General features: G+C 44.5%; 27 protein-coding genes, 4 tRNA genes, 1 pseudogene and 1 riboswitch. Of the genes and pseudogenes, 9 read left to right on the top strand and 23 right to left on the bottom strand.

From position 1 onward, the window contains the following. Positions 1–148: pseudogene (locus GW12_RS15420) on the top strand (IS30 family transposase); the annotation flags it as partial. Positions 149–243: 95 nt separating this feature from the next. Then, positions 244–681: a hypothetical protein gene (locus GW12_RS07780; protein ID WP_034585835.1), complete on the top strand. Its 438-nt coding sequence runs from the start codon at positions 244–246 to the stop codon at positions 679–681. A 74-nt stretch (positions 682–755) separates the two neighbouring features. On the opposite strand, the gene GW12_RS07775 is transcribed toward GW12_RS07780, so the two are convergent. From GW12_RS07775 to rpoD, 6 genes are all read right to left on the bottom strand, one after another. Continuing rightward, positions 756–2144 (bottom strand): APC family permease, encoded by a 1389-nt coding sequence (locus GW12_RS07775; RefSeq protein WP_034585832.1) that lies wholly within the window; start codon positions 2142–2144, stop codon positions 756–758. 269 nt (positions 2145–2413) lie between these two features. Beyond that, entirely contained in the window at positions 2414–3598 is a 1185-nt protein-coding gene (locus tag GW12_RS07770; protein WP_034585829.1) for an iron-containing alcohol dehydrogenase, read from the bottom strand. A 1-nt stretch (position 3599) separates the two neighbouring features. After that, on the bottom strand, positions 3600–4133 hold the full coding sequence (locus GW12_RS07765) for a hypothetical protein (protein ID WP_034585826.1): 534 nt from the start codon (positions 4131–4133) through the stop codon (positions 3600–3602). A gap of 72 nt (positions 4134–4205) precedes the next feature. Then, on the bottom strand, positions 4206–4865 hold the full coding sequence (lipB, locus tag GW12_RS07760; RefSeq protein WP_034585824.1) for a lipoyl(octanoyl) transferase LipB: 660 nt from the start codon (positions 4863–4865) through the stop codon (positions 4206–4208). Between the two features lie 164 nt (positions 4866–5029). After that, positions 5030–5317: a YbeD family protein gene (locus GW12_RS07755; protein WP_034585821.1), complete on the bottom strand. Its 288-nt coding sequence runs from the start codon at positions 5315–5317 to the stop codon at positions 5030–5032. A gap of 107 nt (positions 5318–5424) precedes the next feature. Beyond that, positions 5425–7311, bottom strand: coding sequence for an RNA polymerase sigma factor RpoD (gene rpoD / locus GW12_RS07750; protein ID WP_034585819.1), 1887 nt, complete (start codon positions 7309–7311; stop codon positions 5425–5427). Positions 7312–7686: 375 nt separating this feature from the next. Between rpoD and GW12_RS07745 the strand changes: the two genes are divergently transcribed. Both GW12_RS07745 and GW12_RS07740 read left to right on the top strand, forming a co-directional pair. Then, the gene (locus GW12_RS07745; RefSeq protein ID WP_034585816.1) at positions 7687–7893 is read left to right on the top strand and encodes a PA3496 family putative envelope integrity protein; all 207 of its coding nucleotides are present in this window, start codon (positions 7687–7689) and stop codon (positions 7891–7893) included. Positions 7894–7962: 69 nt separating this feature from the next. Further along, the gene (locus GW12_RS07740) at positions 7963–8487 is read left to right on the top strand and encodes a YecA family protein (RefSeq protein WP_034585813.1); all 525 of its coding nucleotides are present in this window, start codon (positions 7963–7965) and stop codon (positions 8485–8487) included. 66 nt (positions 8488–8553) lie between these two features. On the opposite strand, the gene GW12_RS07735 is transcribed toward GW12_RS07740, so the two are convergent. The 5 genes from GW12_RS07735 to GW12_RS07715 all read right to left on the bottom strand — a co-directional run bounded on the left by GW12_RS07735 (position 8554) and on the right by GW12_RS07715 (position 11780). Beyond that, on the bottom strand, positions 8554–8991 hold the full coding sequence (locus GW12_RS07735; RefSeq protein WP_034585810.1) for an ABZJ_00895 family protein: 438 nt from the start codon (positions 8989–8991) through the stop codon (positions 8554–8556). Between the two features lie 184 nt (positions 8992–9175). Then, positions 9176–9598, bottom strand: a complete 423-nt coding sequence (locus tag GW12_RS07730; RefSeq protein ID WP_034585806.1) for an ABZJ_00895 family protein — start codon at positions 9596–9598, stop codon at positions 9176–9178. Positions 9599–9627: 29 nt separating this feature from the next. Further along, entirely contained in the window at positions 9628–10245 is a 618-nt protein-coding gene (locus tag GW12_RS07725; protein ID WP_034585803.1) for a DedA family protein, read from the bottom strand. 83 nt (positions 10246–10328) lie between these two features. Further along, positions 10329–10643, bottom strand: coding sequence for an FUSC family protein (locus tag GW12_RS07720; protein ID WP_034585800.1), 315 nt, complete (start codon positions 10641–10643; stop codon positions 10329–10331). Positions 10644–10847: 204 nt separating this feature from the next. Next, positions 10848–11780: a rhodanese-related sulfurtransferase gene (locus GW12_RS07715; protein ID WP_034585797.1), complete on the bottom strand. Its 933-nt coding sequence runs from the start codon at positions 11778–11780 to the stop codon at positions 10848–10850. A 188-nt stretch (positions 11781–11968) separates the two neighbouring features. Between GW12_RS07715 and GW12_RS07710 the strand changes: the two genes are divergently transcribed. Both GW12_RS07710 and GW12_RS07705 read left to right on the top strand, forming a co-directional pair. After that, complete coding sequence (locus GW12_RS07710; protein ID WP_034585846.1) at positions 11969–12457, top strand: DUF1289 domain-containing protein; 489 nt, start codon at positions 11969–11971, stop codon at positions 12455–12457. A gap of 42 nt (positions 12458–12499) precedes the next feature. Further along, entirely contained in the window at positions 12500–13111 is a 612-nt protein-coding gene (locus GW12_RS07705) for a LysE family translocator (protein WP_034585794.1), read from the top strand. Positions 13112–13168: 57 nt separating this feature from the next. On the opposite strand, the gene ribB is transcribed toward GW12_RS07705, so the two are convergent. Continuing rightward, the gene (gene ribB / locus GW12_RS07700; RefSeq protein ID WP_034585791.1) at positions 13169–13828 is read right to left on the bottom strand and encodes a 3,4-dihydroxy-2-butanone-4-phosphate synthase; all 660 of its coding nucleotides are present in this window, start codon (positions 13826–13828) and stop codon (positions 13169–13171) included. Between the two features lie 106 nt (positions 13829–13934). Beyond that, positions 13935–14091, bottom strand: a riboswitch (FMN riboswitch). 171 nt (positions 14092–14262) lie between these two features. Here ribB and GW12_RS07690 point away from each other — a divergent pair. Both GW12_RS07690 and GW12_RS07685 read left to right on the top strand, forming a co-directional pair. After that, the gene (locus GW12_RS07690) at positions 14263–16068 is read left to right on the top strand and encodes a DUF2157 domain-containing protein (protein WP_034585787.1); all 1806 of its coding nucleotides are present in this window, start codon (positions 14263–14265) and stop codon (positions 16066–16068) included. Next, positions 16065–16649, top strand: coding sequence for a GDYXXLXY domain-containing protein (locus GW12_RS07685; protein ID WP_034585785.1), 585 nt, complete (start codon positions 16065–16067; stop codon positions 16647–16649). Before GW12_RS07690 ends, GW12_RS07685 begins: the two co-directional genes overlap by 4 nt. Before the next feature lie 67 nt (positions 16650–16716). Here the strand turns inward: GW12_RS07685 and panD are convergent, their stop codons facing one another. From panD to GW12_RS07630, 11 genes are all read right to left on the bottom strand, one after another. Further along, on the bottom strand, positions 16717–17097 hold the full coding sequence (gene panD / locus GW12_RS07680; protein WP_034585782.1) for an aspartate 1-decarboxylase: 381 nt from the start codon (positions 17095–17097) through the stop codon (positions 16717–16719). A 145-nt stretch (positions 17098–17242) separates the two neighbouring features. Continuing rightward, the gene (gene pth, locus GW12_RS07675; protein WP_034585779.1) at positions 17243–17824 is read right to left on the bottom strand and encodes an aminoacyl-tRNA hydrolase; all 582 of its coding nucleotides are present in this window, start codon (positions 17822–17824) and stop codon (positions 17243–17245) included. A 19-nt stretch (positions 17825–17843) separates the two neighbouring features. Then, entirely contained in the window at positions 17844–18140 is a 297-nt protein-coding gene (gene rplY / locus GW12_RS07670) for a 50S ribosomal protein L25 (protein ID WP_034585776.1), read from the bottom strand. A 99-nt stretch (positions 18141–18239) separates the two neighbouring features. Continuing rightward, positions 18240–19193 carry a ribose-phosphate pyrophosphokinase gene (locus tag GW12_RS07665; protein WP_034585773.1) on the bottom strand — a complete coding sequence of 318 codons (954 nt, stop codon included), beginning with the start codon at positions 19191–19193 and terminating at the stop codon, positions 18240–18242. Between the two features lie 36 nt (positions 19194–19229). Further along, positions 19230–19304: transfer RNA gene (locus tag GW12_RS07660), tRNA-Gln, on the bottom strand. A 91-nt stretch (positions 19305–19395) separates the two neighbouring features. Next, positions 19396–19470: transfer RNA gene (locus tag GW12_RS07655), tRNA-Gln, on the bottom strand. A 22-nt stretch (positions 19471–19492) separates the two neighbouring features. Further along, positions 19493–19567, bottom strand: a tRNA-Gln gene (locus tag GW12_RS07650). Positions 19568–19593: 26 nt separating this feature from the next. After that, a tRNA-Gln gene (locus GW12_RS07645) sits at positions 19594–19668 on the bottom strand. Then, positions 19667–20497 carry a 4-(cytidine 5'-diphospho)-2-C-methyl-D-erythritol kinase gene (gene ispE / locus GW12_RS07640; protein WP_034585770.1) on the bottom strand — a complete coding sequence of 277 codons (831 nt, stop codon included), beginning with the start codon at positions 20495–20497 and terminating at the stop codon, positions 19667–19669. The genes GW12_RS07645 and ispE overlap by 2 nt, the downstream gene beginning before the upstream one ends. 22 nt (positions 20498–20519) lie before the next feature. After that, positions 20520–21101 carry a lipoprotein insertase outer membrane protein LolB gene (gene lolB, locus GW12_RS07635; protein ID WP_034585843.1) on the bottom strand — a complete coding sequence of 194 codons (582 nt, stop codon included), beginning with the start codon at positions 21099–21101 and terminating at the stop codon, positions 20520–20522. Positions 21102–21110: 9 nt separating this feature from the next. After that, on the bottom strand, positions 21111–22823 hold the full coding sequence (locus GW12_RS07630; RefSeq protein WP_034585839.1) for a tetratricopeptide repeat protein: 1713 nt from the start codon (positions 22821–22823) through the stop codon (positions 21111–21113). A 79-nt stretch (positions 22824–22902) separates the two neighbouring features. On the opposite strand from GW12_RS07630, the gene hemA reads away from it, so the two are divergent. After that, entirely contained in the window at positions 22903–24186 is a 1284-nt protein-coding gene (gene hemA, locus GW12_RS07625; protein ID WP_034585767.1) for a glutamyl-tRNA reductase, read from the top strand. Positions 24187–24209: the final 23 nt, after the last annotated feature.

Below are 24209 nucleotides of genomic sequence, written 5' to 3'. Positions count from 1 at the left end.
GCCAAAATCATCATCGTTTGATGACGTGTCAAACGAACAAATAGAGCAGATAGAATTTGCACTCAACCATCGTCCTAGAAAAACGCTAGGTTGGTATACACCGAGTGAAGTTATGGCTGGTTTTTATACTGTTGCACTTGCCGCTTGAATCCGCCTTTTATGTAACTGAAAGAGAAAATTATTTTATCTTTCTGCCGATCTTCGCTATAACAAAGCTAAGTGCTTTATAAAAAGGAAGATAAATTGAGAAAAGGATGGATGATTGCTAGCTGTGTTACGTTGTTGGTGTTTAACCTGTCAAGTCGAGCAGAAGAAGTACAGCAGCCAGAAGCACAGCAGAAAGCTATAAAACCGATGACTCAGGAAGAAATCCAGCAGGGATTAGCTGAAATGCAGCAACGCCTGAATGACCGGATTGAGGCATGGGGCAAAACTCTGACTAAAAATGATTTTGAACTGAGCTGGCGTGGCCGGATTCTGAAGCAGCCCAAACGTCAGGAAGTCTGCAATATTTTCCAGGGTGTAGTGAATGAAACCTACCGTATGGCGGTACAGAACAAGGCCCGCTTAAGTCCGGAAGCACAGGAAGTGCTCAAAGACCGTAATGTCTTTATTGAAAAACTCGGATATCACAACAATATCGTAGATACCCGGATGGGCTTTAATTGTCGTCTCCGTTAAAGGGGGTATTGGACAAAATTCCCAAAGAAAAAGGCGCACGAGGCGCCTTTTTGAAGTCTGAATAATTTAGGAAATTATTCAAACTCGTTATGTTGTGGAGCAGGGTGCTTAAAGCCCTTGGTTTTGTAACCCAGGTACAGGATACCAAACATTGCCCACCACAAGCCGTATTTCAGTGCAGTTTCTTCAATTTCCAGCCACATCGCAAAGATACTGATGAAGCCCAAAAGTGGAATCACCACAAAGCTGAAAATTTCTTTGGCAGTCTTGGTACGGCCATCACGTAATGCATAACGTGAAATCACCGACAGGTTTACGAAAGTAAACGCAGTCAAAGCACCGAAGCTGATCATTGAAATCACGATGTCCAGATCCATGAAGCCCGCAGTTAACGCCACTGCACCCACGATCAGGATGTTGTAGTTCGGCGTGAAGTTTTTCGGACTGATATGGCCAAAGATTTTCTTATTGATTACGCCATCACGACCCATTACATACATCAGACGAGATACACCTGCGTGTGCAGAGATACCTGATGCCATTACGGTAATGATTGCGAAAGTCAGCACATAGGACTGGAACAGTGAGCCACCGACCAGTAACAGGATTTCTGGTTGCGTTTCAGCAATATTTTTGAAATATGTGCCAGGCGCAGATGGGAAATACAACTGCATGAAGTAGGTACTGATAATGAAGATCACACCAGCGATTAAAGCAGTCAAGAAAATGGCTTTAGGCAGAGTGTTTTCAGTGTCTTTGGTTTCTTCAGCCAGAGAACTCAGTGAGTCAAAACCAGTGAATGAGAAGCACAGTAAGGTTGCACCGGTAATCAGGGCACCCACTGAAGTCAGTTCATTCCAGAAAGGCTCTAAACTCCATAACTGATAACGCTGTTCTGGTGTAATCGGACCATCGGCATTAAAACCAGCTTGAAGCTTGGTATACACCATCCATGTGAAGATCGCGATCACCAGTAACTGTACGAATACGATCGTACTGTTAAAGTTCGCTACGAAGCGTGCACCACGCAGGTTTACTCCGGTCATGAAGGCGGTCAGCACGACAACCCATACCCAGTGATTGACATCCGGGAACAGTGCTTCCAGATAGATCACCGCCAGAATGATGTTAACCATTGGCGATAATAGATAATCTAGCCAAGATGACCAGCCCACCATGAAACCGATATTCGGGTGAATCGATTTTTGGGCATAGGTATATGCTGAACCCGAAGAAGGGTAGCGACGAATCATGTGACCATAACTGATCGAAGTAAACAAAATTGCAATTAGCGCAATGATGTAAGACGTAGGAACATGAAAATGACTTTCTTCTGATACTAGACCGAAAGTATCAAATAATGTCATTGGTTGAATATAAGCTAAACCAATAATAATGATGTGCCAGAGTCCTAGCGTTTTTTGCAGTTTAGCTGCCGATTGAGTCCCAGATAAATTTGTCAACGGCGTTATCCTCTTAATCGTTGATCAAGGATCAGTCATATTTAATAAGGATCGTTTGAGACGAACGATCCCCCCTACAAATTAAGCAAAAGCGCGCCAATCTACTCCAGAATGAAAACTTTTGCTAGCAATTTTTTTGAGATATTTACAGCATGAAATGTGCCAAAGTGATCATAATTTATCGGCATCCTTTCACGCATGATAAAAGCCTGATGTTCAAAAAAACATCAGGCCTGAATTTGCGGTTATATTCGCTTATTTTTCAAGAATTACCAAGCTTTTTTTAAGATCGATTTCAAATCTTCTAGAGTGGCTTCTTTCGGGTTGTAAATGATGGAACCATCATTCAATGCTTTCTCGGCAACTTCGTCTAATTGTGCTTTAGAAACCTTACCTGTTTCACTTAATGTACGAGGCAATTTCGTCAAGGCATAAATGCGGTCACGCATCGCCAGAATGCTGGCAATAGCTTTATCGGCACGTAAGTGACCTGGTGTTTGGGCATAGATGTCTGGACCTGCGAGTGGCAGCAGCAGATCGGCAATCTTCTCGCCATTCACTTCCTTGTTATATTCCAGGACATAAGGGAGGAACAGGTTCATACACAGACCATGTGGCAGGTGAGCGACTGCACCTAGCGCATGACCCAGGGAATGAACTAGACCGACCATTGAATTAGAGAAGGCAATGCCGGCCATAGTCGAAGCTTGAGCCAGTTCCAGACGACCTTGCGCATCGGTTGGGTTGTCCAGCACCTTAAATAGGTTCTCGCTGACTTTTTTTACTGCAGCTGTTGCATAAGCATCAGAAATCGGATTAGCGGCCATACAGGTATAGGCTTCTACCGCATGGGTCATCGCATCCATCGCCGTCATTGCAGTCAGGTGCGGTGGTAGGGTCTGGGTCATACGTGGATCCAGAATTGCGGCATGCGGCATCAGATAGTAGGATGCGAATGGCATTTTCACGTTCTTTTCTGTATCCGATACCACCGCAACCATGGTCACTTCAGAGCCTGTACCCGAAGTCGTTGGAATCACGAAAAACGGTTTCAGTGGCTTAGGCAGGTTGTGTGCACCTGAGTATTGCAGCAGGTCATCACCACCTTCGGAAACCAGAATATTGGTCGCTTTAGAGGTATCAATCACTGAACCACCGCCCACGGCAATAATCGCGTCACAATTGTTTTGGCGGTACAGTTGGGCGGCTTTACGTACCGTTTCCAGACTTGAGTCCGGTGGGACATCATCAAAAATCGCCGCAATTTCAGCTTCAGTCGATTCAAAAGCCGCTTCAATGGGTACCAGTAATTTGTTGGCACGTACGCCTTTGTCAGTAATGATCAGTGGACGTTTGGCACCTAAAGTCGCCAGTTCAAAAGGAATGTGTTCTAACGCGGCATGACCAGCAATGATTTTGACTGGACAGAAAAATTCATAATAAGGTTTTGCCATGTTATACACTCCGTTTCAGATAAGATTGAGCGACTTTTAAATAAATTGAGCCTGCTTCGGTTATTTTTTCTTTCAGGCTGAGATTGCTTGGATATTCTTTTACCGCCAGTTGTGCCAGCAGTTTTGGCAAAATCAGAGCTTCCATTTTGTTCAGGCAACGCACTAGGCGAATTGCATAGGAAATATCGCCATCGGCAATCATGCGGTCATTAGCAAACGCCTGTGAGGTACTTTCCTGGAAAGAAAATACCAAAAATGCATGATGCAGATGTTTAAAGGTGATGGTGAGGTCCGGTTTTCCATCCAAGGACTTCACCAATTCAAGCTGCTTGTCTTCAGTGACCCGGGCAATAAAGGCTGGGCCGTTCGGGAAGACTTTCATGGAAAGTGTGAAATTCGCCGGAAACTGGGCAACTTCCTGTTTGATTTCCTCATCGACCTGACTTGCCATGACCAAGCCACGGCCAATCACATCCATCATGAGTTTGACATAGGCTTGTTGCAAAGCAGGTTTAACGGATTTAGTTGCAATCACGTGATGATCCCTACCTGGAATTATTTATTTAGAGTAATTACTCTAATTTATTTATTATTGAAATGCAAAGGATTATCTTTGCTCGACAGTCACGTCCTTAAAGTAACCGCTGCTGGTTAAAGTTTCAATAATTTCAACACACAAGTCATCAAAATTCGGCGGGTTATCAATCAGGTCATGAATCCGCACCATTTCTAAACCTGCATAACCACAAGGGTTGATGGTATGGAAACCGGTTAGGTCACAGTTGATGTTCAGCGCCAAACCATGATAGCTGCGACCTTTACGGATTTTAAAGCCCAGTGAACCGATCTTGCGTTCACCGACATACACGCCCGGTGCATCCGGTTTGGCATAGGCTTCAATGCCATGATTTTTTAGGAGCTGGATCATCAGGTTTTCGGCATAAGAGACCAAGGTGCGGACATTCCAGCCTAAGCGGTTTAGGTCAAACATAAAGTAAGCCACCAGCTGGCCTGGGCCATGCCAAGTGACTTGACCACCACGATCGGTCTGAATCACCGGAATATTGGTTGGAATCAGGATATGTTCCGGTTTACCTGCTTGGCCTTGGGTCAGGACATCATGGTGCTGCAAAATCCACAATTCATCCGGGGTGTTTTCATCACGGTTTTCCGTGAAGCTTTTCATTTCCAGAAAACGGTCTTCGTAGGGAGTCAGGTCTTTATATTGACGGATCATTAGGGAAGGTTTTTGAACCGCAGCTGTCACAGTATGCGTCCTTAGAAAATTGAATAATACTGTAAAGAATTATAATGATTTCAGGCACAGATAGGGGAGTGATCTTGAGTAAATGTCATGATGGACAATTCAGGCATAAAAAAACACGCCCGAAAGCGTGTTTTTTAATTTGCCAAGGTTGGAGCAGAATAATCTTAAAGTGCAGTCTTGATTAGTGGGCAAGCTGCCAAGTCTGCATATACTGCATGCACTTGTTCCAGTTCCAGGAAGCGCAGTTGTGCAGTGATGGAGTGATATTTACCCGTACGTGATGGGGTAATAGTGACACTGTTGCCATCAAATTCAGGGAAGTGTTTGGTAAAAATATCCACCACAGCAGTCAGCAGTTCTTCACCTGCCAAGCCAATGAGTTTGATCGGGTAGTCCATTGGGAAAACCCAAAGATCTTCGCGGAGTTCACGAGAAGGTGTACGGTCTAACATGTAGTCCCCTTATTCGAAACGCCTGCATGGTGCAGGCGTTTGGGTGTATTGCAATACAAAATGGAGACAGTTGAAGAAATTTCAAGTCTCCAAGTTTGTATCAAAACTTAGTCATTTTCCAGGAATGAACGCAAGTGTTCAGAACGGGAAGGATGACGCAGCTTGCGCAGTGCTTTGGCTTCGATCTGACGGATACGTTCACGGGTTACATCGAACTGTTTGCCCACTTCTTCCAAAGTATGATCCGTTGGCATGTCGATACCGAAACGCATTTTCAGAACTTTCGCTTCACGTTCAGTCAGGTTTTCCAGTACTTCGCGAGTCGCTTCTTTTAAACCTTCTGAAGTTGCAGCATCCACTGGTGAAGTGATGTTGCTGTCTTCAATGAAGTCACCCAAATGCGAATCTTCATCATCACCGATTGGAGTTTCCATCGAAATCGGTTCTTTCGCGATTTTCAGTACTTTACGAACCTTCACTTCATCCATTTCCAGACGTTCGCCCAGTTCTTCCGGTGTTGGTTCACGACCCATTTCTTGAAGCAATTGACGAGATACACGGTTGATCTTGTTAATGGTTTCAATCATGTGTACTGGAATACGAATGGTACGTGCCTGGTCGGCAATCGAACGGGTAATCGCCTGACGAATCCACCATGTTGCATAGGTCGAGAATTTATAACCACGACGGTATTCAAACTTATCCACGGCTTTCATCAAACCGATGTTACCTTCTTGAATCAAGTCAAGGAATTGCAAACCACGGTTGGTGTATTTCTTCGCAATCGAAATTACCAGACGTAAGTTTGCTTCAACCATTTCTTTCTTGGCACGACGTGCTTTCGCTTCACCCACCGCCATGCGTTTCGCGATATCTTTGATGTCACGAACTTTCAGGCCAAGATCATTTTCAATGTCAGCAATTTTTTGCTGGAAGGCCAGTACGTCTGGACGTACTTTTTCCAGATAAGCTTTCTGATCCGCAGGTGCTTTCGCAATCTGCTCATCCAGCCAGCCTGGATTAGATTCCTGACCTGGGAAAGAAGTACGGAACTGGGTACGGTCCATACGGCCACGACGCACGGCATAACGCATGATTTCACGTTCAGCGCCACGGATCTGGTCGTGTGTACCACGGATCATTTCGGAAATGATGTCAAACAGACGTGGCGTAAACTTGAACATCATGAACACAGCAGCAAGCGCTTGAAGGGCTTCTTCACCTTCCTTGCTGTTACGACCGTGTTTTTCCAGAACTGATTTAGTATTTTTCCAGGCATCGCTGAGTTCAGCAAAACGAACTTTGGCAATTTCTGGATCTGGACCTGAATCACCTTCAGAATCATCATTACCATCAGACTCTTCGTCTTCTTCATCGTCATCCAGTTTTACATCTTTGGTTGACTTGGTGCTTGAATCTTCATCATCTTCCAGTTCAGTTTCTTCTTCCAAAACTTCCGGAATATCATCATCAGTTTCAGGGTCTAAATAACCTGACAGAATGTCAGCAAGGCGGCGTTCACCTGCTTCATAATCTTTGTATTCTTGTAGTACAACTTCTACGGCATTTGGCCAGTAAGCAATTGAGTGCAGAACGTCACGAATACCTTCTTCAATGCGTTTCGCAATGCTAATTTCGCCTTCACGCGTTAAAAGTTCAACGGTCCCCATTTCACGCATGTACATGCGTACAGGGTCTGTTGTACGACCTGGCTCATTCTCTACAGATGCAAGTACTGCTGCAGCTTCTTCTTCTGCAACTTCATCGGCAGCCTCTGCAGTATCCTCGAACATCGCATCATCAGATTCAGGCGCGCGATCATGCACCGGGATACCAACATCATTCAACATCTGGATGATGTCTTCAATCTGTTCGCTTTCTGTGATTGAGTCCGGGAGATGATCGTTAACCTCAGCGAAGGTTAAATAACCTTGTTCTTTGCCTCGGCTAATCAGAGCCGCTACTTGCGAAGTAGGGGAAGTCATATCGCTCATCTTTGCTTACTCTTCGTTGAATCTGTGGCAGTGAAAAACCGTGCATGATAGCACAATTCACCTAAAATAGTTTTGGAATTGATCAGTCAAGCATGATTTTAATAAATATGTTTGAACAACAATTGAATACCTATATTGGGGCTAAGCTTATATTTTCAAGTATATTTCCTGCTCTTGTTTCAGAATCGTTCAGGTTTAAGGCTGAATAAAAAATATTCAAAAAATACCCTGTTCATAAATACACAATATTACAGGGTTAGTACAAGTCCATAAACGTATAAAACTACAAAATAAAAAATAAAACTTGACAAGAAATTTTAGGCAAGATAAATAGCGCTCAGGACCCTTTACATTTTTCACAATGAGGTAGTTTTAGTGTCTTCTACAGATTTTGAACTAGATGATAACTACGGTGATGATGATGTTAACTTCGATGAAGCATCGAGCAAGATCAGTGCAAAAGAGTCGTTAGAAAAACGTCGCTTGATTGACGACCTGTTATCACAACGCCGTCTTGAGCGCGAACTCAAGGATTTTGACTATGACTTCGACGACGATGACTTCGACGACGACGAAGACTGAATTCGGATTTAGCCTGGCATAAATAAATGCTATGCTAGTCCTTTCAAAATTTTTAAGTTTGGATATTAGATGAGTGCTTTAGATTTAGACCTGTTGAGTGACTATCTGGATGGCGACCAAAATGAGTATGGTCTGGATTTCGCGGCAACTCATGGTTTCCTGTGTGCGATTGCCGTTGGTCCACAATTTGACAGATGGTTAGATGAACTTTTTGAAGGCAATCAGAAAAAAGTGCCTGCAGAAATCATCAATCAGGTTAAAGCATGGTTAGAATCGATCCGTCAAAGCTTGGCCAATGAAGAAGGCATCACCTTTCCGTTCGAAATTGAAGAAGCGGATACCGAATCTAGTCTAGGTGACTGGAGTGTCGGTTTTGTAGATGCAATGTTCCTGAACGAAGAAGCATGGTTCACAGAAGAGTTTGAAGAACAACTGGTAGATTTAACCCTGCCAATCATGGTCTTCAGTGGTATCGATGAAGAAGATCCACAAATGGAATCTTTCCGTCGCAACGGTCAGTTAATGGACGAGCTTGCGGAAGAAATTCCAGAAAATCTGAATGAATTGTACCTGATGTACCATACTCCAGGTTAATTCAATCGAAAGCAAAAAAAGCACCTTCGGGTGCTTTTTTTATATCTGCTATTTTGAAAGAAGTGATTATTTGGCCTGTTTTCTGGTTTCTAGACCTTTCAGTGCTGTTTTACTCATCCAGCCAAAACATAAGGCCAGAACGATATATTGAATTGCCAGGCCGAGCATTAATACCAGGATCCAGATCCCGAAAGGTAATGATTCCAGCAAACCCAGGATGATTTCCCGTTCGGTAGAAATCGCCAACATCGACAAGGACAGAATAAGGTTAATCAGTATGCTAATGCCCAAGCAGCCCCAGACCAGCTGCTTTTTCTCCTGTACATTGGGCTGGCGTTGCTGATCCTGAACAAATTTGATTGCTGCGGCTGTCCCTGCACCGAACAGGGCGGGAATAGCAGTGCTGCTGCCCGGAATATCAATCCACATGTCTAATCCGGCTACGATCAAAATTGCGATCAGATATACCATAGTGAAATAACCCAAATATTTTTTCATCATCATTTTTATCTCAAGGATGTATTTTTATTGTTGTTGCTTATCGGCTCAAAAAAGAAAGCTATATCATCAGCAAGTGTCTTAATTGTAATAAATTGGTGAAATATTCAGCAAGTTAAAGTATGAAAAATATGACTAATGTCACGTGATACTTGAAAGTATCACGTGACTGGAAGAAAAGATTTTGTGATTAGGCATGCTTCTTAGGTATTTTAGTCAGGCTGTAACGCGCATAGCCCTGATAGGCAATATGGAACAATCCGGCATGTAACGCGATCAGGGCGGCGACAATAAAGGAATTCGGACCCCGACCTAAGTAACCGATTCGTGTGAAAATTTCATCGGTATAAGGGTGCAGCCAAATCATTGCAAAGATAAAAATAAAGCCAAGAGTCATCCCTACAATAGTAGAACCCCAGACCAGTGTCTTTTTCTCTTCTGGAGTGGGGAGGCGTAATTCCCGATGTGCAAAATGCCGGGCAGACAGAAAAGCCGAGGCAATTAACGCAGGAATGAAAATAACGGCACCGAGATTCAGCCAGTACACAATCATGCCGACGACAATTAGCAAGATTGAATAAATCAGGGCAAAGTATTTCAGATAATGAGACATTGCGGTGGCCTCCTTATCAAGGTTTTCCTTCAGGATGGACGCTTTTTACGCTGCTGTCTACGATATAAAACCCAAGCGATAAGAATCATTACAATTGCCACAATCACATGACTGACCTTGCTAAAAATCTGCTGCATCAGTTCTTGGTTTTCACCAAAGTAAAAACCGACACAAGCCAAAAAGGTGGTCCAGATAATGGTACCCAAGCTGCTGTAAAACATGAATTTCCAGAAAGGCATGCGGCTCATACCGGCAGGAATGCTGATCAGGGAACGTACCGCAGGTACCATTCTTCCGGCAAAGACAATTCGATGCCCATACTGTTCGAACCATGTCAGTGACTTTTTCACATCTTCAGATTTGATAAACAGATACTTGCCATAACGATCGACGAATCTAAAAATCGCTTCATGGCTAAACTTGTAACCGATCCAGTAGAGCACAGCTGCTGCGAGTAATGAACCGATACAGCCAGAAATGATGACACCGACCAAGAGTAATTCACCCTGGGAAGCGGAATAGCCAGCGGATGGCATGATGATTTCGGAAGGAATGGGCGGAAAGACATTATCCAGGAACATCAACAGGGCAATCCCCCAATAGCCCAGCTGTTCCATCACAGAGATAATCCATTCGGTCAGATTCATAAGCAGCAATTATTTGAAAATATTGCTTTTATCCTACGGACTATCAGTAGATGGGTAAAGTATGAAAATTGTACATAAGCTTTTTAACTGTGTGTCAGGGTATAGATATACACGCGGCGCAAAAAATAGGCACTAAATACAGGCAATATACTCAGCAGTAAAAACTGCACAATACCGGTATTGAGGTGATAGCCAATAAACAGGGCAAGAATGGCTCCGATCACTGTCCCGAGAACTACGATAAATAAATGAGATTCCTGTTCCAGCTGTTCCATTTCATTGACGGTATCTACATCTGCCGCAGGTACAATTTGGGGCTGCATTTTATGCAATTCCTTGCGGCGAAACTGCACAATATTGTCTTGATTGTTTTGAAATTTTACATAGGAATTGGCCATATTGTGTTCCTTTTTATATAAAAAATATATTCTTAATTAAACACTTAGCGCAAAAATGCTGACTACAAATAGATTAGCAGGAGTTTTTTGAATTAAACTGGACTCTTGGTTAAGGCCTGTATGTTTTTTTATGCGGACTGTGAATCTTGTGTAAAAAAAAGCCCTCAAATGAGAGCTTTTTTATCTATCTTTACAATCCAGCGCTTAGAGACGTTTACGCTTTGCTGCCAGAATTTGTGACTGACGCATACGGAAGCCTTCTTTCTGCTTTTCTGTAGTCTTGTCAATACAGTACACACAAGAAACGCCGTGTTCATAGCTTGGCAGCGCTACTTCTTCTGGAGTCAATGGCCAGCCACATGCATGGCATTTCACGTTTTGACCTTCTTCGACACCATGAGTCACTGCAGTACGGCCGTCAAATACGAAACATTCACCTTCCCACAGGCTTTCTTCTGCAGGGGTTTCTTCCAAGTATTTCAGAATACCACCTTTCAGGTGATACACCTCTTTAAAGCCTTCTTGCAGCAGTAAAGACGTTGATTTTTCACAGCGAATACCACCGGTACAGAACATGGCAATTTTCTTGTCCTTGTGCTGTTCCAGGTTTTTCTTCACGTATTCAGGGAATTCGCGGAAAGTTTCAGTTTTCGGGTCGATGGCACCCTTGAAGGTACCTGCTTTATATTCGTAGTCATTACGTGTATCGATCAGGATTACGTCGTCACGGGCAATCAGTTCGTTCCATTCTTTAGGATCAAGGTAGTGGCCGACTAAATCGCGTGGCTTCACCGGCACACCTAAAGTCACGATTTCTTTTTTCAGCTTGATTTTCATTTTACGGAATGGCTTGTCAGAGCTATGAGACTCTTTATATTCCATATCATGAAAACCTTCGTTCAGAAGGAACTGATGAATCTTGTCGATCGCTTCACGGTCACCGGCAACAGTACCGTTGATGCCTTCACCTGCCACAATCAGAGTACCGCAAAGGTTGATGGTTTTTACCAGATCTAAAAGGCGTTGTTGAAGATCGGCAGGATCTTGAACTTCCTTAAATTGATAAAGTGCGGCAACAACCCAACCAGTCGTCGCTTGCTGTTCTACAGGTGCAAGCTGTTCTACAGTAGCGTTCATGGAATACTCCAACGTAGCATGATATTTGAAAGGCGCACATTTTAGCGTGATTTGCATGATTATGCGAGTAAAACACTGGGATTTAAATAGGCTTCAATTCGCGGGGGAGAGCGTGTATAGTCATGCCGGCTTAAGTATTTCGCAGAACTAAAATAGCGCTGAATGATTCAGCGTAGATGGAGTGGATTTTGAGTTCAGATCGTCATATTGCATCTTTAACTCCTTGTGCAGGGCGTTGCTCGACCGTATTTGGTGATGCGGTATGTCGCGGTTGTCGCCGTTTTAATCATGAAGTGATTCAATGGAATACTTATACAACGGAGCAGCATACCGCTGTTTGGTGCCGTCTGGATGCACAGCTTGACCAGATCTTGGTCCCGATGCTGCCGATGGCGAATCTGGCCAAAGTGGAAACTTTTGTCTTGTCGAAACGGGTGCGTCTGCGTGAGGATGCCAGCAAGGGACGCAAGCTGTACCACGCTCTAAAACTTTGTGAAAAAAACAGGCATTTTACCGATGAAAGTGGTTTGGGGATTCATTATAAACAGGTACGTCCGCTCTGGGATGAATTTGAACGTCGAGTACTGGCACTGGCCAAAGCCAGTTATGATTTGGCTTTCCTGCGTGCTGATGGTATTAGTCAGCACTTGATTCAGATGGGAGAAGAGGACGAATAAGTCCTCTTTTTTATAGGCGAAATTTAGCTAAGATAAACGAAGATGAACATCACTGAATATCTACTGTACTGTCTAGCTGTGGTGATCATGATTGCTACGCCAGGGCCAGTGATGTTGCTCGTCGCCAGCGCGGGATTGAAAGGTGGTTATAAGCATGCTTTACAGACCATTTTCGGGACAAATTTTGCTTCACTGGTACTGATCAGCTTATCTATCCTTAGTTTAAAAGGCTTATTGGTCGTCAATGAAAACTGGCTGAATGGCATCAAGCTACTTGGTTGTCTTTATATAGCTTGGTTGGGAATTCAGATATTTCGGGAAATCTGGCAAGGGCAGGGTTCAACCAGTCCACAACGCTTGCAGCCAGTACAGGGCGGATTCCGAACCGGGTTTCTGGTCGGTATTTCCAATCCCAAAGATATTATTTTCTTTGCTGCATTTTTCCCGCAGTTTATAAGCATTACACCAAACCTGAATTTAAGTTTGGTGATTCTAACCATCAGCTGGATTGTGCTGGATTTTTTGACCTTATCGCTGGTCTATCTGGGCTTCCAACGATTTGCCAAATCCAAGCTGTATACTTATTTGCTGGGATTATGCGGGTTGATTCTATTGGCTGTTGCACTGTATGGGATATTTTCTGTTCTGATATGAAAGCATATTTATTAAACAAAAAATCCCGGCTTAAGCCGGGATTTTTATCTTTAAATCTTAAACATTATGTTGCTGACGATACTGCACCAGCTCATCAATGGTAATCACGGTCAGTTGATGGGTCTGTGCATAAGAGAGTACCTGAATGCCAGAAGCCATCGTGCCATCCGGATTGGTGAGTTCACACAATACACCAGCAGGTTTCAGTCCAGCCAGACGTGCCAGATCAATGGTACCTTCAGTATGACCACGACGGGTCAGTACACCGCCTTCACGGGCACGTAACGGGAATACGTGGCCCGGACGGTTCAGGTCACTGGCAACAGCGCCATCTTTAATTGCTGCTTTAATTGTAGTCGTGCGGTCTTTGGCAGAAACACCAGTGGTTACACCTTCAGCTGCTTCGATGGTTACGGTAAATGCAGTTTTAAAGTGACTGGAGTTGTCTGCCACCATTGGTGGTAGTTCTAAGTGATCCGCCAGCTCATTGGTCAGGCATAAGCATACGATACCTGAACCATCGCGAATCATGCGGGCCATGGTTTCGACAGTCAGGGTCTCTGCTGCGATAATCAGATCGGCTTCATTTTCGCGATCAAAATCATCCATGACCAACACAGGTTTGCCCTGACGGATGTCGTTAAGAGCCTGAAGGATACGCTGTTCAGCAGGTGCGAGTGCAGAAAAGAAAATTTCGGGTTGAATCAAACTGGACATTGAAACGCTCACGTAAAGTAAAAGTACGATTGAACATTTCAGGACATAGTGAAAATAGGCTTATGGCAAAACAGTTTTATGTTTCACATAAAACATGCTGTACTGCTTTCGTCTTCTTTCATCCGGACTATACCGTCGGCTCTGGAGTCGCACCAGATCTGCAGATCAATCGAAATTGACCGCTCGTGGGCTGATTCAGTCATTGAACTCCGCAATGCTGAAATTACCACCGGTGGGGAATCTCACCCCGCCCTGAAGCGATGTAAGGTCATTATAGTCCTGATTTTTAAAAGATGGGATAGTTTGATAAGTCACGTATTTGCAGAATTTCAGATAAGTAAAACAGATAATCTGAATTGTCTTGGCGTTTTAGCAAAAAGCTGGAAACATGCTATTTAGCGAACAAGAATAGAAATTGATCAATCATGCGAACTATGAAGAAAACTGAGCGGATCCAGAATTATCAATTTTCACCCTTAATGTTTTGTCATGCAGAGGTGCTACATTATCTGAAAATTTTAGGACTGCTACTGATTGCAGTCAGTTTTGTGTATTTGCTTGCGGCGAATTGGTGGATGCTGCCGGATCAGGTTCAGCTGGCGATACCGATGCTGATTTTACTTTGCAGTACGGTAGCAAGTGTAGGGTTTAGTAAGCGAAACTGGCTTAGACAAAGTCTGGATGCTGTATCTGGGCTGATGTTGGGATTAACTCTGGCTGTAATTGGACAGATTTATCAAACGGGCGCAGACAGTTATCAGTTGTTTCTACTCTGGTCGGTGTTGCTGTTGCCATGGTTGTATCGTTCCAATATCGGCATTTTTGTCATGCTCTGTGTCGTCAGCCAATTAGCCCTTTATTTCTATTTTAAACAAAGTTTCTGGATGGCAAGGGCAGTAGGGTTGTATTTACTAGGATTAAACCTGCTCACGGCAGTTAGCTTTGCTTTTACCATACGTTATTACCCGCTACTTCGTTACCTGTTTATTGCATTCATTATCGCTATTTCGATCAGTAGCATGATGCAGTTTACCCATCATTTTGAATTAAGGTATTTGGTTTCCTCACTGATTCTGCCAATTGCTGCAGCTGTTTATTTTTATTGCAAACATCAGGTACTGGAAACAATTCTGTTCATCGCTGGTCTGGCTGCCAGCTTAAGTTTATGGCTATTTGAGTTGGTGGATGATCAGTTGACCAATTCAGCTGCTGGCTTATTTGTATTGGCTATGCTGATTTTTGGCTGGTTTGCGCTGATTAGTTTTGCACTCAAGAAAATCTTTCCTCAAACGAAATTTTCCGTCATTCCTTTGGCACTGGGTGCCTGGATTGCTGGAATTATTCTGGCAGTACTATTGCTCACCTATTGGAAAGCAGTATCGATTGTCTTGGGTCTGGTATTTATCGGCATCGCCTGGAAATTACTGAATCAACAGACATCAATTTTCCTGCGGCAGTTCGCCTATTGCTTGTGGGTCTGTGGACAAGCGGCTGCCCTAATGCATACTGAATTATTAACTGATAGTTTCTTGCTGGTCTGGCTGCTGCAACTGGGAATGTTGGGTTTTACCCTACTGAACCGTATGCACTGGTTTATTTTGACCTTGCAGCTATTGATCGCACATGTACTGGGAATTGCAGTTTTGGCTTTGGAAACTTCCTTTCAGCATGATGATGTGATGATTACGCTTGCCTTAAGCCTGAACTATTTGATTTTTATCCTACTATTTCTGACTGCACCTTATTGGCAGGTCTCAAGTTATTGTAAAAGTGTTTATCTCTGGATGATTGCCATGTTGGCCGGTTCAGCGCTGGTTCAATCTGTAACAGGATTAAATTATTGGCAGGACATTGGGCAGTTTAGCTGGGATCGGATTTTATTGTTTTATCTTCTTCCAGGCCTGTTATTGCTCAGCTTTATCTGGCAAAACTTGCCACAATTTTCAGAAAAATGGCTGTGGCTAATTCCTGCTTTTGGTGTCTTGCTTATCCTGCTGGGCTATTTTGAGATTTTTATTATTTTGGTTCTCATGTCGTGGGCTGTGTCTAGTCAACAAACACTAATCCAAGGGTTGTTGATTCTCTTGCTGATCTTCTGGCTGTGGATGTTGTATTACAACTTGGGACTCAGCTTCCTTGTCAAAAGCCTGACTATTTTTATTTCTGGTCTTATGGTTTGGCTGCTGGTTTATGGATTAAAACAAGTCAAGATTAATCTTGTACCGGAGGAAACTATATGAAAAAGCAGTTTCCTATTATTTTGGCATTTATCAGTATTCTGGTCTTTGCCGGGCTGATTCTAAAACATGAATCCCATTTGCAAAACAGCCAGTCGATTTATGTCGAGCTGGCACCCGTTGATCCGAGATCCATGTTGCAAGGCGATTATATGACACTCAATTATGAATTGTATTTTGATGGTGTCAGGGAGGGCAATCCAGGGGAAGAGAGTCACGAAAACAATAAACTGCGAGAAGCTTTGCAACAACAGATACAGAATCAGTCCAAAATATTGAGCTATGTACAACTAGATGCCCAGCGTCGGGTAATTCAGACCAGTTTTAATCAGAATCATTTGAAGGCTAATCCAGAGAACACAGCTCGATTAGTGCTTAAGAATCCAACCAATCATTTACAGAATCTCTATCCTGCAGCGAATAGTTTTCTGTTTGCCGAAGGTCTGGAGCCTTGCTATCGCAATGCCAAATATGCTGAGTTACGGATCAAGCCAGACGGACAAGCTTTACTGGCTGGATTAGTCGATAAGAATTTAAACAGTCTGAATTGTGAAAGCCAGAAGAACTGGGCAGAGAAAAGTTAGAAGTATTTTTAGGAGATTTTCCAGACAATAAAAAGCCTGCAGCTGCAGGCTTTTTTGAATCCAACGCTTAAGCCACCTGAACTGGAATGCAGTTTGCAGTGTGGTTTACGGTATTGTCCGGGTTTGCATAAACAAGACGAGGTTTATGCGCATCTGCTTCAGCTTCAGTGAAGTCGCCGAAAGTCGCGATGATCATGATGTCACCCACGTCTGCTTGCAGGGCTGCACCACCATTAACAGAAATGATACCTGAACCTTCTTCACCACGGATGGCGTAAGTGGTAAAACGCTTACCATTCGTTACGTTCCACATATGAATTTCTTCATATTCGCGGATACCTGCCAAATCCAGGAGAATGCCATCGATCGCACAAGAACCTTCATAATGTAATTCTGCTTGTGTCACGACACAGCGGTGGATTTTAGCTTTTAATAAACGAGATAGCATGGCTAGCGTCTCCTTGGTGGACCTAAGATTTTAATCTTATGGTTAAATCAGTCTTGCTTGCTAAATGATGAACAATCGAGCAATCGCATTTTGCTCTGAAATGAACAAGATGGCAAGAAAGATTGTTGAACAATTTATAGAATGATCAGTTTGGTTTGTAGGCGTTAATCTGGTTCATGGCCTGCTGTACGTCACCATTGACCAGTAATTTCATGCGAGATAAAGCATGTGTGATCGCATCATCCATCAAGGTCTGTTCGCTACTTGGGGCTTTACCCAATACATGACCTGTCACGCGTTCTTTAGAACCTGGGTGACCAATGCCAATGCGCAGGCGATGGAAGTTTGGACCGATATGCGGCACGATATCGCGTAAACCATTATGACCACCATGGCCGCCGCCAGTTTTCAGGCGAATGACACCAGGGTTCATATCCAGTTCATCATGAGCAATCAGGATTGACTCAGGGGCGATATTATAAAATTTGGCAAAAGGCACAACACTTTGACCGGAACGGTTCATGAATGTTGTGGGCAGAAGCAGACGAACGTCTTGGCCTTCGATATTGCCTCGACCGCTAAATCCATTGAATTTTGGGTCTTTTTTGAGGGAAATGCCATATTGGTCTGCAAGGCGTTCAATGAACCAGAAGCCTGCATTATGGCGGGTCTGGGCATACTCAGAACCTGGGTTGCCCAAACCAACAATCAGTGAAATATTTGACACTAATTTACACCATTAATACTTATGCGCGTTTGAAGTCAGCGTGCATTGGAGTATTTTTAGCTGGGTGACGTTGCAGCGCTTGGATTTTCACGCTTTCAGTTTTACCGTCAACGTTGATTTCAATAACTTCTTCAAAGAAAGCGTTGCTTTCTAAAGCTTTAACAAGCTGACGAAGTTCAAGAGTTACAGCTACAGGAGCAGCTTCACCGCCATAGATGATAGCAGGTACTTTGTTTTGAAGACGAAGGCGGCGGCTCGCACCTTTCCCTTGTTGTGCTTCATCACGTGCTGCTGCGTTTAATACGAAGTTTGCCATGATAGACATCCTATTTAAGTTTAAGTTGACCAGACTTGCGACCAGTCTGGTGATAGAAAGCCCCGCCAAAAGGCAGGGCTTTGGAAATTCAGCGCACTATTATAGATAAGAATCGAACATTGCGCTAATAGATTCTTCGTTGTTAATACGACGAATTGTTTCTGCAACCATGCTTGCTACAGAAACCTGGCGAATCTTACCAAGAGCTTGAGCTTCTTCTGAAAGAGGAATGGTGTCAGTCACAACCAGTTCATCGATCACAGAATTTTTCAGGTTTTCCAGTGCTTTACCAGACAATACTGGGTGAGTTGCATAAGCAACCACACGACGTGCACCGAACTGTTTCAATGCATCAGCCGCTTTACACAAGGTACCTGCAGTATCCACCATGTCATCGACGATGACACAGTCACGATCTTTTACATCACCAATCAAATGCATCACTTGTGATTCATTCGCTTTTTGACGACGTTTATCGATGATGGCCAAGTCGATATCACCCATCTGTTTTGCAACAGCACGAGCACGAACCACACCACCAACGTCTGGAGAAACAACCATCAGGTTGTCATGAGACTGTTGACGCAAGTCAGCAAGCAGGGCTGGAGTACCGTAGATGTTGTCGACAGGAATATCGAAGAAACCTTGGATCTGGTCAGCGTGAAGGTCGATCATCACTACGCGGTCGATACCTACAGTAGTCAGCATGTCTGCCACTACTTTTGCGGTAATCGGTACACGAGTAGAGCGAGGACGACGGTCTTGACGGGCATAACCGAAGTAAGGGATTACGGCAGTAATACGACCAGCACTTGCACGACGCAATGCATCAGCCATAACCAGAATTTCCATCAGGTTATTGTTGGTTGGGGCACAAGTAGGCTGTACGATAAATACGTCTTTACCACGTACATTCTCAGTAATTTCTACAGCGATTTCACCATCAGAAAAGGTTGAAACAGAAGCAGCACCTAGAGGAATGTGTAAATGGCTTACGACTTTTTGGGCGAATTGTGGATGCGCGGTTCCACTAAAAACGACAAGATTGGGCATGAAGCACCCTTGGCGGTTAGAATATATGGGAATAGATGGCAGGGGTAGCTGGATTCGAACCAACGGATGGCGGGATCAAAACCCGCTGCCTTACCACTTGGCGATACCCCTAATGCGGCAGAACTTTAATATTTTTGCGGTATTGTGTCAAGGTAAATTAACACTCTTACTGCAAAAGCATATTCTGTCTTTTTCGAGAAAATGGCAGGGGTAGCTGGATTCGAACCAACGGATGGCGGGATCAAAACCCGCTGCCTTACCACTTGGCGATACCCCTGGAATTCGATGCAACTGTAAGATGGCAGGGGTAGCTGGATTCGAACCAACGGATGGCGGGATCAAAACCCGCTGCCTTACCACTTGGCGATACCCCTAATACAGTACATCTACAGGTGAAAAATGGCAGGGGTAGCTGGATTCGAACCAACGGATGGCGGGATCAAAACCCGCTGCCTTACCACTTGGCGATACCCCTAAGAAACCTTGAAATGACGTAATGGCGATTCTTGCAGACTGTTGACCAGGTAAGCTTTACATGGTGCATGTTGCAGAATGTCGTTTACATTCATATCACTAGTCACTTCGATAAACACGCAGGCACCTGTACCTGTAAGCTTTGCAATACCGAACTGGTCGAGATACTGCATTGCTTCATCGACTTCAGGATATAAGCTTCTTGCCAGTGGCTCAAAGTTATTTCCGAAATCAGATGGTGATATCTGATAGGCGCAAAATTTAGAGGGCTTCGTGTCTCTTGTCAACGATTTTTGTGAAAAAAGCAGTTGAGTGCTGATAAAACAGTCAGGTTTCAGTACGATGAACTGTTTTTGATCTAAGTCAATGAATGTTAAGTGTTCACCGACACCTTCGGCCCAGGCATTGCGGCCATGCACGAAAATCGGCACGTCTGCACCGAGCTTCACGCCCAGCTCAGCCAGTTGTTCAGTGTCTAGCCCGCAGTCCCAGAGCTGATTCACCACAATCAAGGTCGTTGCTGCATTGGAAGAACCGCCACCGAGTCCGGCACCCATCGGAATATGCTTTTCCAGACGGATTTTTAACCCGGTAACTGTCTTTGCATAAGGCTTGAGCATTTGTGCAGCGCGATAAATCAGATTCTGTTCCAGATCCACCGATGCCAGACCTTCGATCTGAATCTGTTCATCATTAGTTTGCTCAAACTCCAGCCAGTCACACAGGTCAATCAGCTGGAAAATACTTTGCAGCTCATGATAGCCATTGGGTCGGCGACCAGTAATGTGGAGGAACAAATTCAGTTTGGAAGGCGAGGGAACATGAATCATGGATGAACTTCAGTCAAATGCATTAACGATTTTGAATGACCATTGTAATACGGTTTTCACCGCCGCTCTCAAGTGGCTGCTTTAAAATCAAACGGTTTGGCAGACGGGACTGCTCGGCATAGCTTAGATCCACTGTCCAACCATCCTCAATAATCTGACTGATGCGTTGCGAGGCATCTTTTTGCAACTGGGCTTTCATGGTCGCCGGACGGCCTTGTACCCAGTCTACCAGGTGAGTAATAGGCGCCTGCCAGCCGGTGGCTCGTTGCAGTAATTCCTCTGGAGTTGCAGCTTTAATTAGACCTGTTTTGGCACTGTTTAGCGTCACTTGCCCAGGTTGTCCTGAAATCTGGGTTTTACCAACCCCAAGAATACCGGTCAGTTCGATATCAAACTGTTCCTGTTGCTGTGCCCAGGTAAAGAACGCGCTGCCACTTTGCTGTGGAGTACGCACTCCAATCTTGCCCTGTAGCTGGAATTCATTTTCAGCTGTTGGCACTCCAGACGTTGCAGGTGGTTGTGGCTTGGTAATTTGCTGACAGCCGGTCAGAATCAGGGTGCCTGTTGCAAAGGCGCAGCAAGCCAGCTGGCGAAGCTTAAGCATCATTGTAAATTAACTCGTTTTCATCGGTGGGGATAACAATAACGAATGAAGCTGTTTTAATTCAGGATCATTCGGGTATTTTTGTTGTAATTCATTAAAGATCTGTTGGAATTGTTCAGTATCACCGTTCATGTACAGCGAACGTGCCAGACGAGCACCCAGCTTGGCACTTGGGTTCAGAGTGTAGGCCTTGGCCCAGGCCGTGACTGCAGTGGCAAAGTCATTTTGCTGGTAACAGATATAACCGAAAGTATCCAGAATTGAAGCTTGTTCAGGCGCATTCTCTAGGGCCAGTTCGACATAGCGACGCGCTTCTTCCAGACGACGGTTCTGCATCGCCAGGGTATAGGCATAAGCATTCAGATAGGCCGGGTTATTCGGTTCAATGTCCAGTAAACGCCTCAGCAGTTTATCCAGCAGTTCACGATCCTGATGCGGATCCAGCAGCAATACCTGGGCATAGACCAGTTCAGGATCATCCGGCAGGTTGCTACTGGCTTCTTCCAGCAAACGTAGCGCCGCTTTTTTGTTGTTCATCTTCTTCAAGATATCGGCCTGGGCCAGATACAGGAAGCTGGCATGCTGGGGGTAGTTGACCCGTTCCTGGGTCAGGAAGCGCAGGGCATCTGGCAGCTTATCCTGCTTGGCAAAAATGCTGATCATGTTGCGGCGTGAAACGGTATACAGGCTGCCATCTACCAGACGGTAATAGGCCTTGGCAGTTTCATAATGCTGCTTACGTTCGGCGTTAATCGCCAGATAGTAATAGGCCTCATTCTGGTATTGATCGGAATAACGCAGCTCGACCAAATGTTTTTCCGCTTTTTCGTATTGTTCCAGGTCGATACTGGTCAGGCCGGCAATAAACAGCGCTTCTTCATGTGTCGGCCACTTCTTTAAAATGGCTTCCAGCTTCTTTAGTGCCTGTTGTGCCTCGTTCAACTTGATCAGGTATTTGACTTCTGCCAGACGCACTTCGATGTTATTACGGTTCTTGCGGCTGGCTTTTTCATACCATTTCAGGGTTTGTTCTTCATCGTTTAGTGCCTGCAATAGATTCGCTTTAAGCAGGATATAACCGGTCGATTTCGGGCGCTTCTTAAGTGCACGGTTGATGGTTCCTAATGCCTGTTCAAACTGACCATTCTGCGCTTCCAGACCGGCGACCAACACCAAAATGGACGGGTTATCTTTGGCCTTGCTGGTGCTGAGTGCCTGAATCAGATAGTTACGGTCTTCAGGATCTTCTGGCGCGATCCCAGCCAGGATTTCTTCCAGATCTGCGGTATCATCAATTCTGAGAATCTTATCTAAAGTCTCTGCAGCTAACTCATATTCATGGGCTTTCAGGGCAATATGCGCCAGATAAAACATGGCTGGCACATCTTCCGGTTCCTGTACTACCCAATGTGTGGAAATATCCAGTGCCGCGCGCAGATCATTATGCTCGAGTGCCACGTTCAGGGCACGCTGTTTCACGGTGGTGGAATTGCTCTTGATCGCCAGCACGGTATAGTTATGCAGCGCAGTCGGGATGTCATTGGAAGCTAAAGCAAATTCGGCAATCATGCTCTGTTTAATTGCTTCATAATTCGGGTTGGCATGGTAAACTGTTCCTGCTGCCTGAAGCTGGGCAGTGGAAGCCATGCTACCCACAAGTAAGAATGTGGTAGAATATTGCTTAATTGTATGGCCGTGACTACGGCTATTGATATATCGCAATTTTTTCTTGATCCAAGTAATGCTTTTTATGACACCGATGTTGCACAATAGCATAAATTTAGTGAAATGATGACCTGATATGTCTTTCTTTGCATTGGGTGTCAACCATCAAACTGCCTCTGTAGAGCTACGCGAAAAAGTTGCCTTTAACCCTGAAAAGTTAAGCGCTTTATTGGCCGAGCAAAGCCAGCACCCCGAACTGAATGACATGGTGGTGGTGTCTACATGTAACCGTACTGAAATCTACGCGATCTCTGACAATGTAGACCTCGTGCTGAACTGGCTTGCCCAGAAAAATGGCATTGATGTGAGGCAGTTGCAAAATCATGTCTATCGCTATGAGAACGCGCAGGCAGTGACGCACTTGATGCGTGTCGCAAGTGGCCTGGATTCACTCATGCTCGGTGAACCGCAGATTTTAGGTCAGGTCAAAACAGCGCTTTCCCTAGCCAAAGAAGCTCATACTGTTTCACCGAATTTAAACCGTATTTTTGAATATGCGTTTTATGCCGCTAAACGTGTGCGTTCGGAAACTGCAGTGGGTAGTCATGCGGTATCGATGGGTTATGCCGTTGCTCAACTGGCTTTACAGGTTTTCTCCAAGCCGGAAAAACTGACGGTGATGGTGGTGGCAGCCGGAGAAATGAATAGTCTGGTCGCCAAACATCTGGCAGAAATGGGTGTGGGCAAGATTCTGATCTGTAACCGTACCCGTGCCCGTGCCGAAACGCTGGCGCAGGAAATTGCGCATCGTGTTGAAGTAGAAATTATTGACTTCAACCAGTTGGCAGACAATTTATACCGTGCCGATGTGATTTCTAGCTGTACTGGTAGTTTGCATCAAGTCATTAGTTTTGCAGATGTCAAAACGGCTTTAAAGAAACGCCGTTATCAACAAATGTTGCTGGTTGATCTGGCCGTCCCACGCGATATCGACCCTAAAGTTGAAAAACTGGATGGTGTCTATCTGTATGGTGTAGATGACTTGCAAAGTGTGATTGATGAAAACTTGGCGCAGCGTCGTCAGGCCGCAGTTGAAGCCGAGCTGATGGTCAATCAGTTGGCTACTGAACTGATCACTCAGCAAAAAGTGAATATGGCCGGTGAAACCATTTATGCTTACCGTGATTTTGGCGAGCAGCTGCGTGAAGAAGAATTAGCATTGGCGATGCAGCGTATAGCCAAAGGTGAACAAGCGGAAACAGTGATGGCTGAATTTGCCTATCGTTTAACTCAAAAACTGTTGCATCCAACGTCGATGCTGCTACGTGAGGCTGCTAAATCAGAAGATCCATCGCATTTTGAGCTGATCGAACAAACCTTACATGATGTGATGGCACACCGCCGTAAGCCGAAACATTAAAATTAACCTGAGTTCGATATAAA

The sequence above is a fragment of the Acinetobacter sp. HR7 genome, from assembly GCF_000773685.1.
Lineage (GTDB): Bacteria > Pseudomonadota > Gammaproteobacteria > Pseudomonadales > Moraxellaceae > Acinetobacter > Acinetobacter thermotolerans.
This window is presented reverse-complemented; position numbering and strand designations above follow the sequence as displayed.

Excerpts from the sequence above, each read along its gene's own strand:
- lolB (WP_034585843.1), bottom strand. The coding sequence starts at position 21,101 with ATGCTTAAGCTTCGCCAGCTGGCTTGCTGCGCCTTTGCAACAGGCACC.
- GW12_RS07770 (WP_034585829.1), bottom strand. The coding sequence starts at position 3,598 with ATGGCAAAACCTTATTATGAATTTTTCTGTCCAGTCAAAATCATTGCT.
- GW12_RS07730 (WP_034585806.1), bottom strand. The coding sequence starts at position 9,598 with ATGTCTCATTATCTGAAATACTTTGCCCTGATTTATTCAATCTTGCTA.
- ribB (WP_034585791.1), bottom strand. The coding sequence starts at position 13,828 with ATGTCCAGTTTGATTCAACCCGAAATTTTCTTTTCTGCACTCGCACCT.
- GW12_RS07705 (WP_034585794.1), top strand. The coding sequence starts at position 12,500 with ATGAACATCACTGAATATCTACTGTACTGTCTAGCTGTGGTGATCATG.
- GW12_RS07715 (WP_034585797.1), bottom strand. The coding sequence starts at position 11,780 with ATGAACGCTACTGTAGAACAGCTTGCACCTGTAGAACAGCAAGCGACG.
- GW12_RS07720 (WP_034585800.1), bottom strand. The coding sequence starts at position 10,643 with ATGGCCAATTCCTATGTAAAATTTCAAAACAATCAAGACAATATTGTG.
- hemA (WP_034585767.1), top strand. The coding sequence starts at position 22,903 with ATGTCTTTCTTTGCATTGGGTGTCAACCATCAAACTGCCTCTGTAGAG.
- GW12_RS07685 (WP_034585785.1), top strand. The coding sequence starts at position 16,065 with ATGAAAAAGCAGTTTCCTATTATTTTGGCATTTATCAGTATTCTGGTC.
- GW12_RS07665 (WP_034585773.1), bottom strand. The coding sequence starts at position 19,193 with ATGCCCAATCTTGTCGTTTTTAGTGGAACCGCGCATCCACAATTCGCC.
- panD (WP_034585782.1), bottom strand. The coding sequence starts at position 17,097 with ATGCTATCTCGTTTATTAAAAGCTAAAATCCACCGCTGTGTCGTGACA.
- GW12_RS07755 (WP_034585821.1), bottom strand. The coding sequence starts at position 5,317 with ATGTTAGACCGTACACCTTCTCGTGAACTCCGCGAAGATCTTTGGGTT.
- GW12_RS07740 (WP_034585813.1), top strand. The coding sequence starts at position 7,963 with ATGAGTGCTTTAGATTTAGACCTGTTGAGTGACTATCTGGATGGCGAC.
- rpoD (WP_034585819.1), bottom strand. The coding sequence starts at position 7,311 with ATGAGCGATATGACTTCCCCTACTTCGCAAGTAGCGGCTCTGATTAGC.
- GW12_RS07690 (WP_034585787.1), top strand. The coding sequence starts at position 14,263 with ATGAAGAAAACTGAGCGGATCCAGAATTATCAATTTTCACCCTTAATG.
- GW12_RS07735 (WP_034585810.1), bottom strand. The coding sequence starts at position 8,991 with ATGATGATGAAAAAATATTTGGGTTATTTCACTATGGTATATCTGATC.
- rplY (WP_034585776.1), bottom strand. The coding sequence starts at position 18,140 with ATGGCAAACTTCGTATTAAACGCAGCAGCACGTGATGAAGCACAACAA.
- GW12_RS07725 (WP_034585803.1), bottom strand. The coding sequence starts at position 10,245 with ATGAATCTGACCGAATGGATTATCTCTGTGATGGAACAGCTGGGCTAT.
- ispE (WP_034585770.1), bottom strand. The coding sequence starts at position 20,497 with ATGATTCATGTTCCCTCGCCTTCCAAACTGAATTTGTTCCTCCACATT.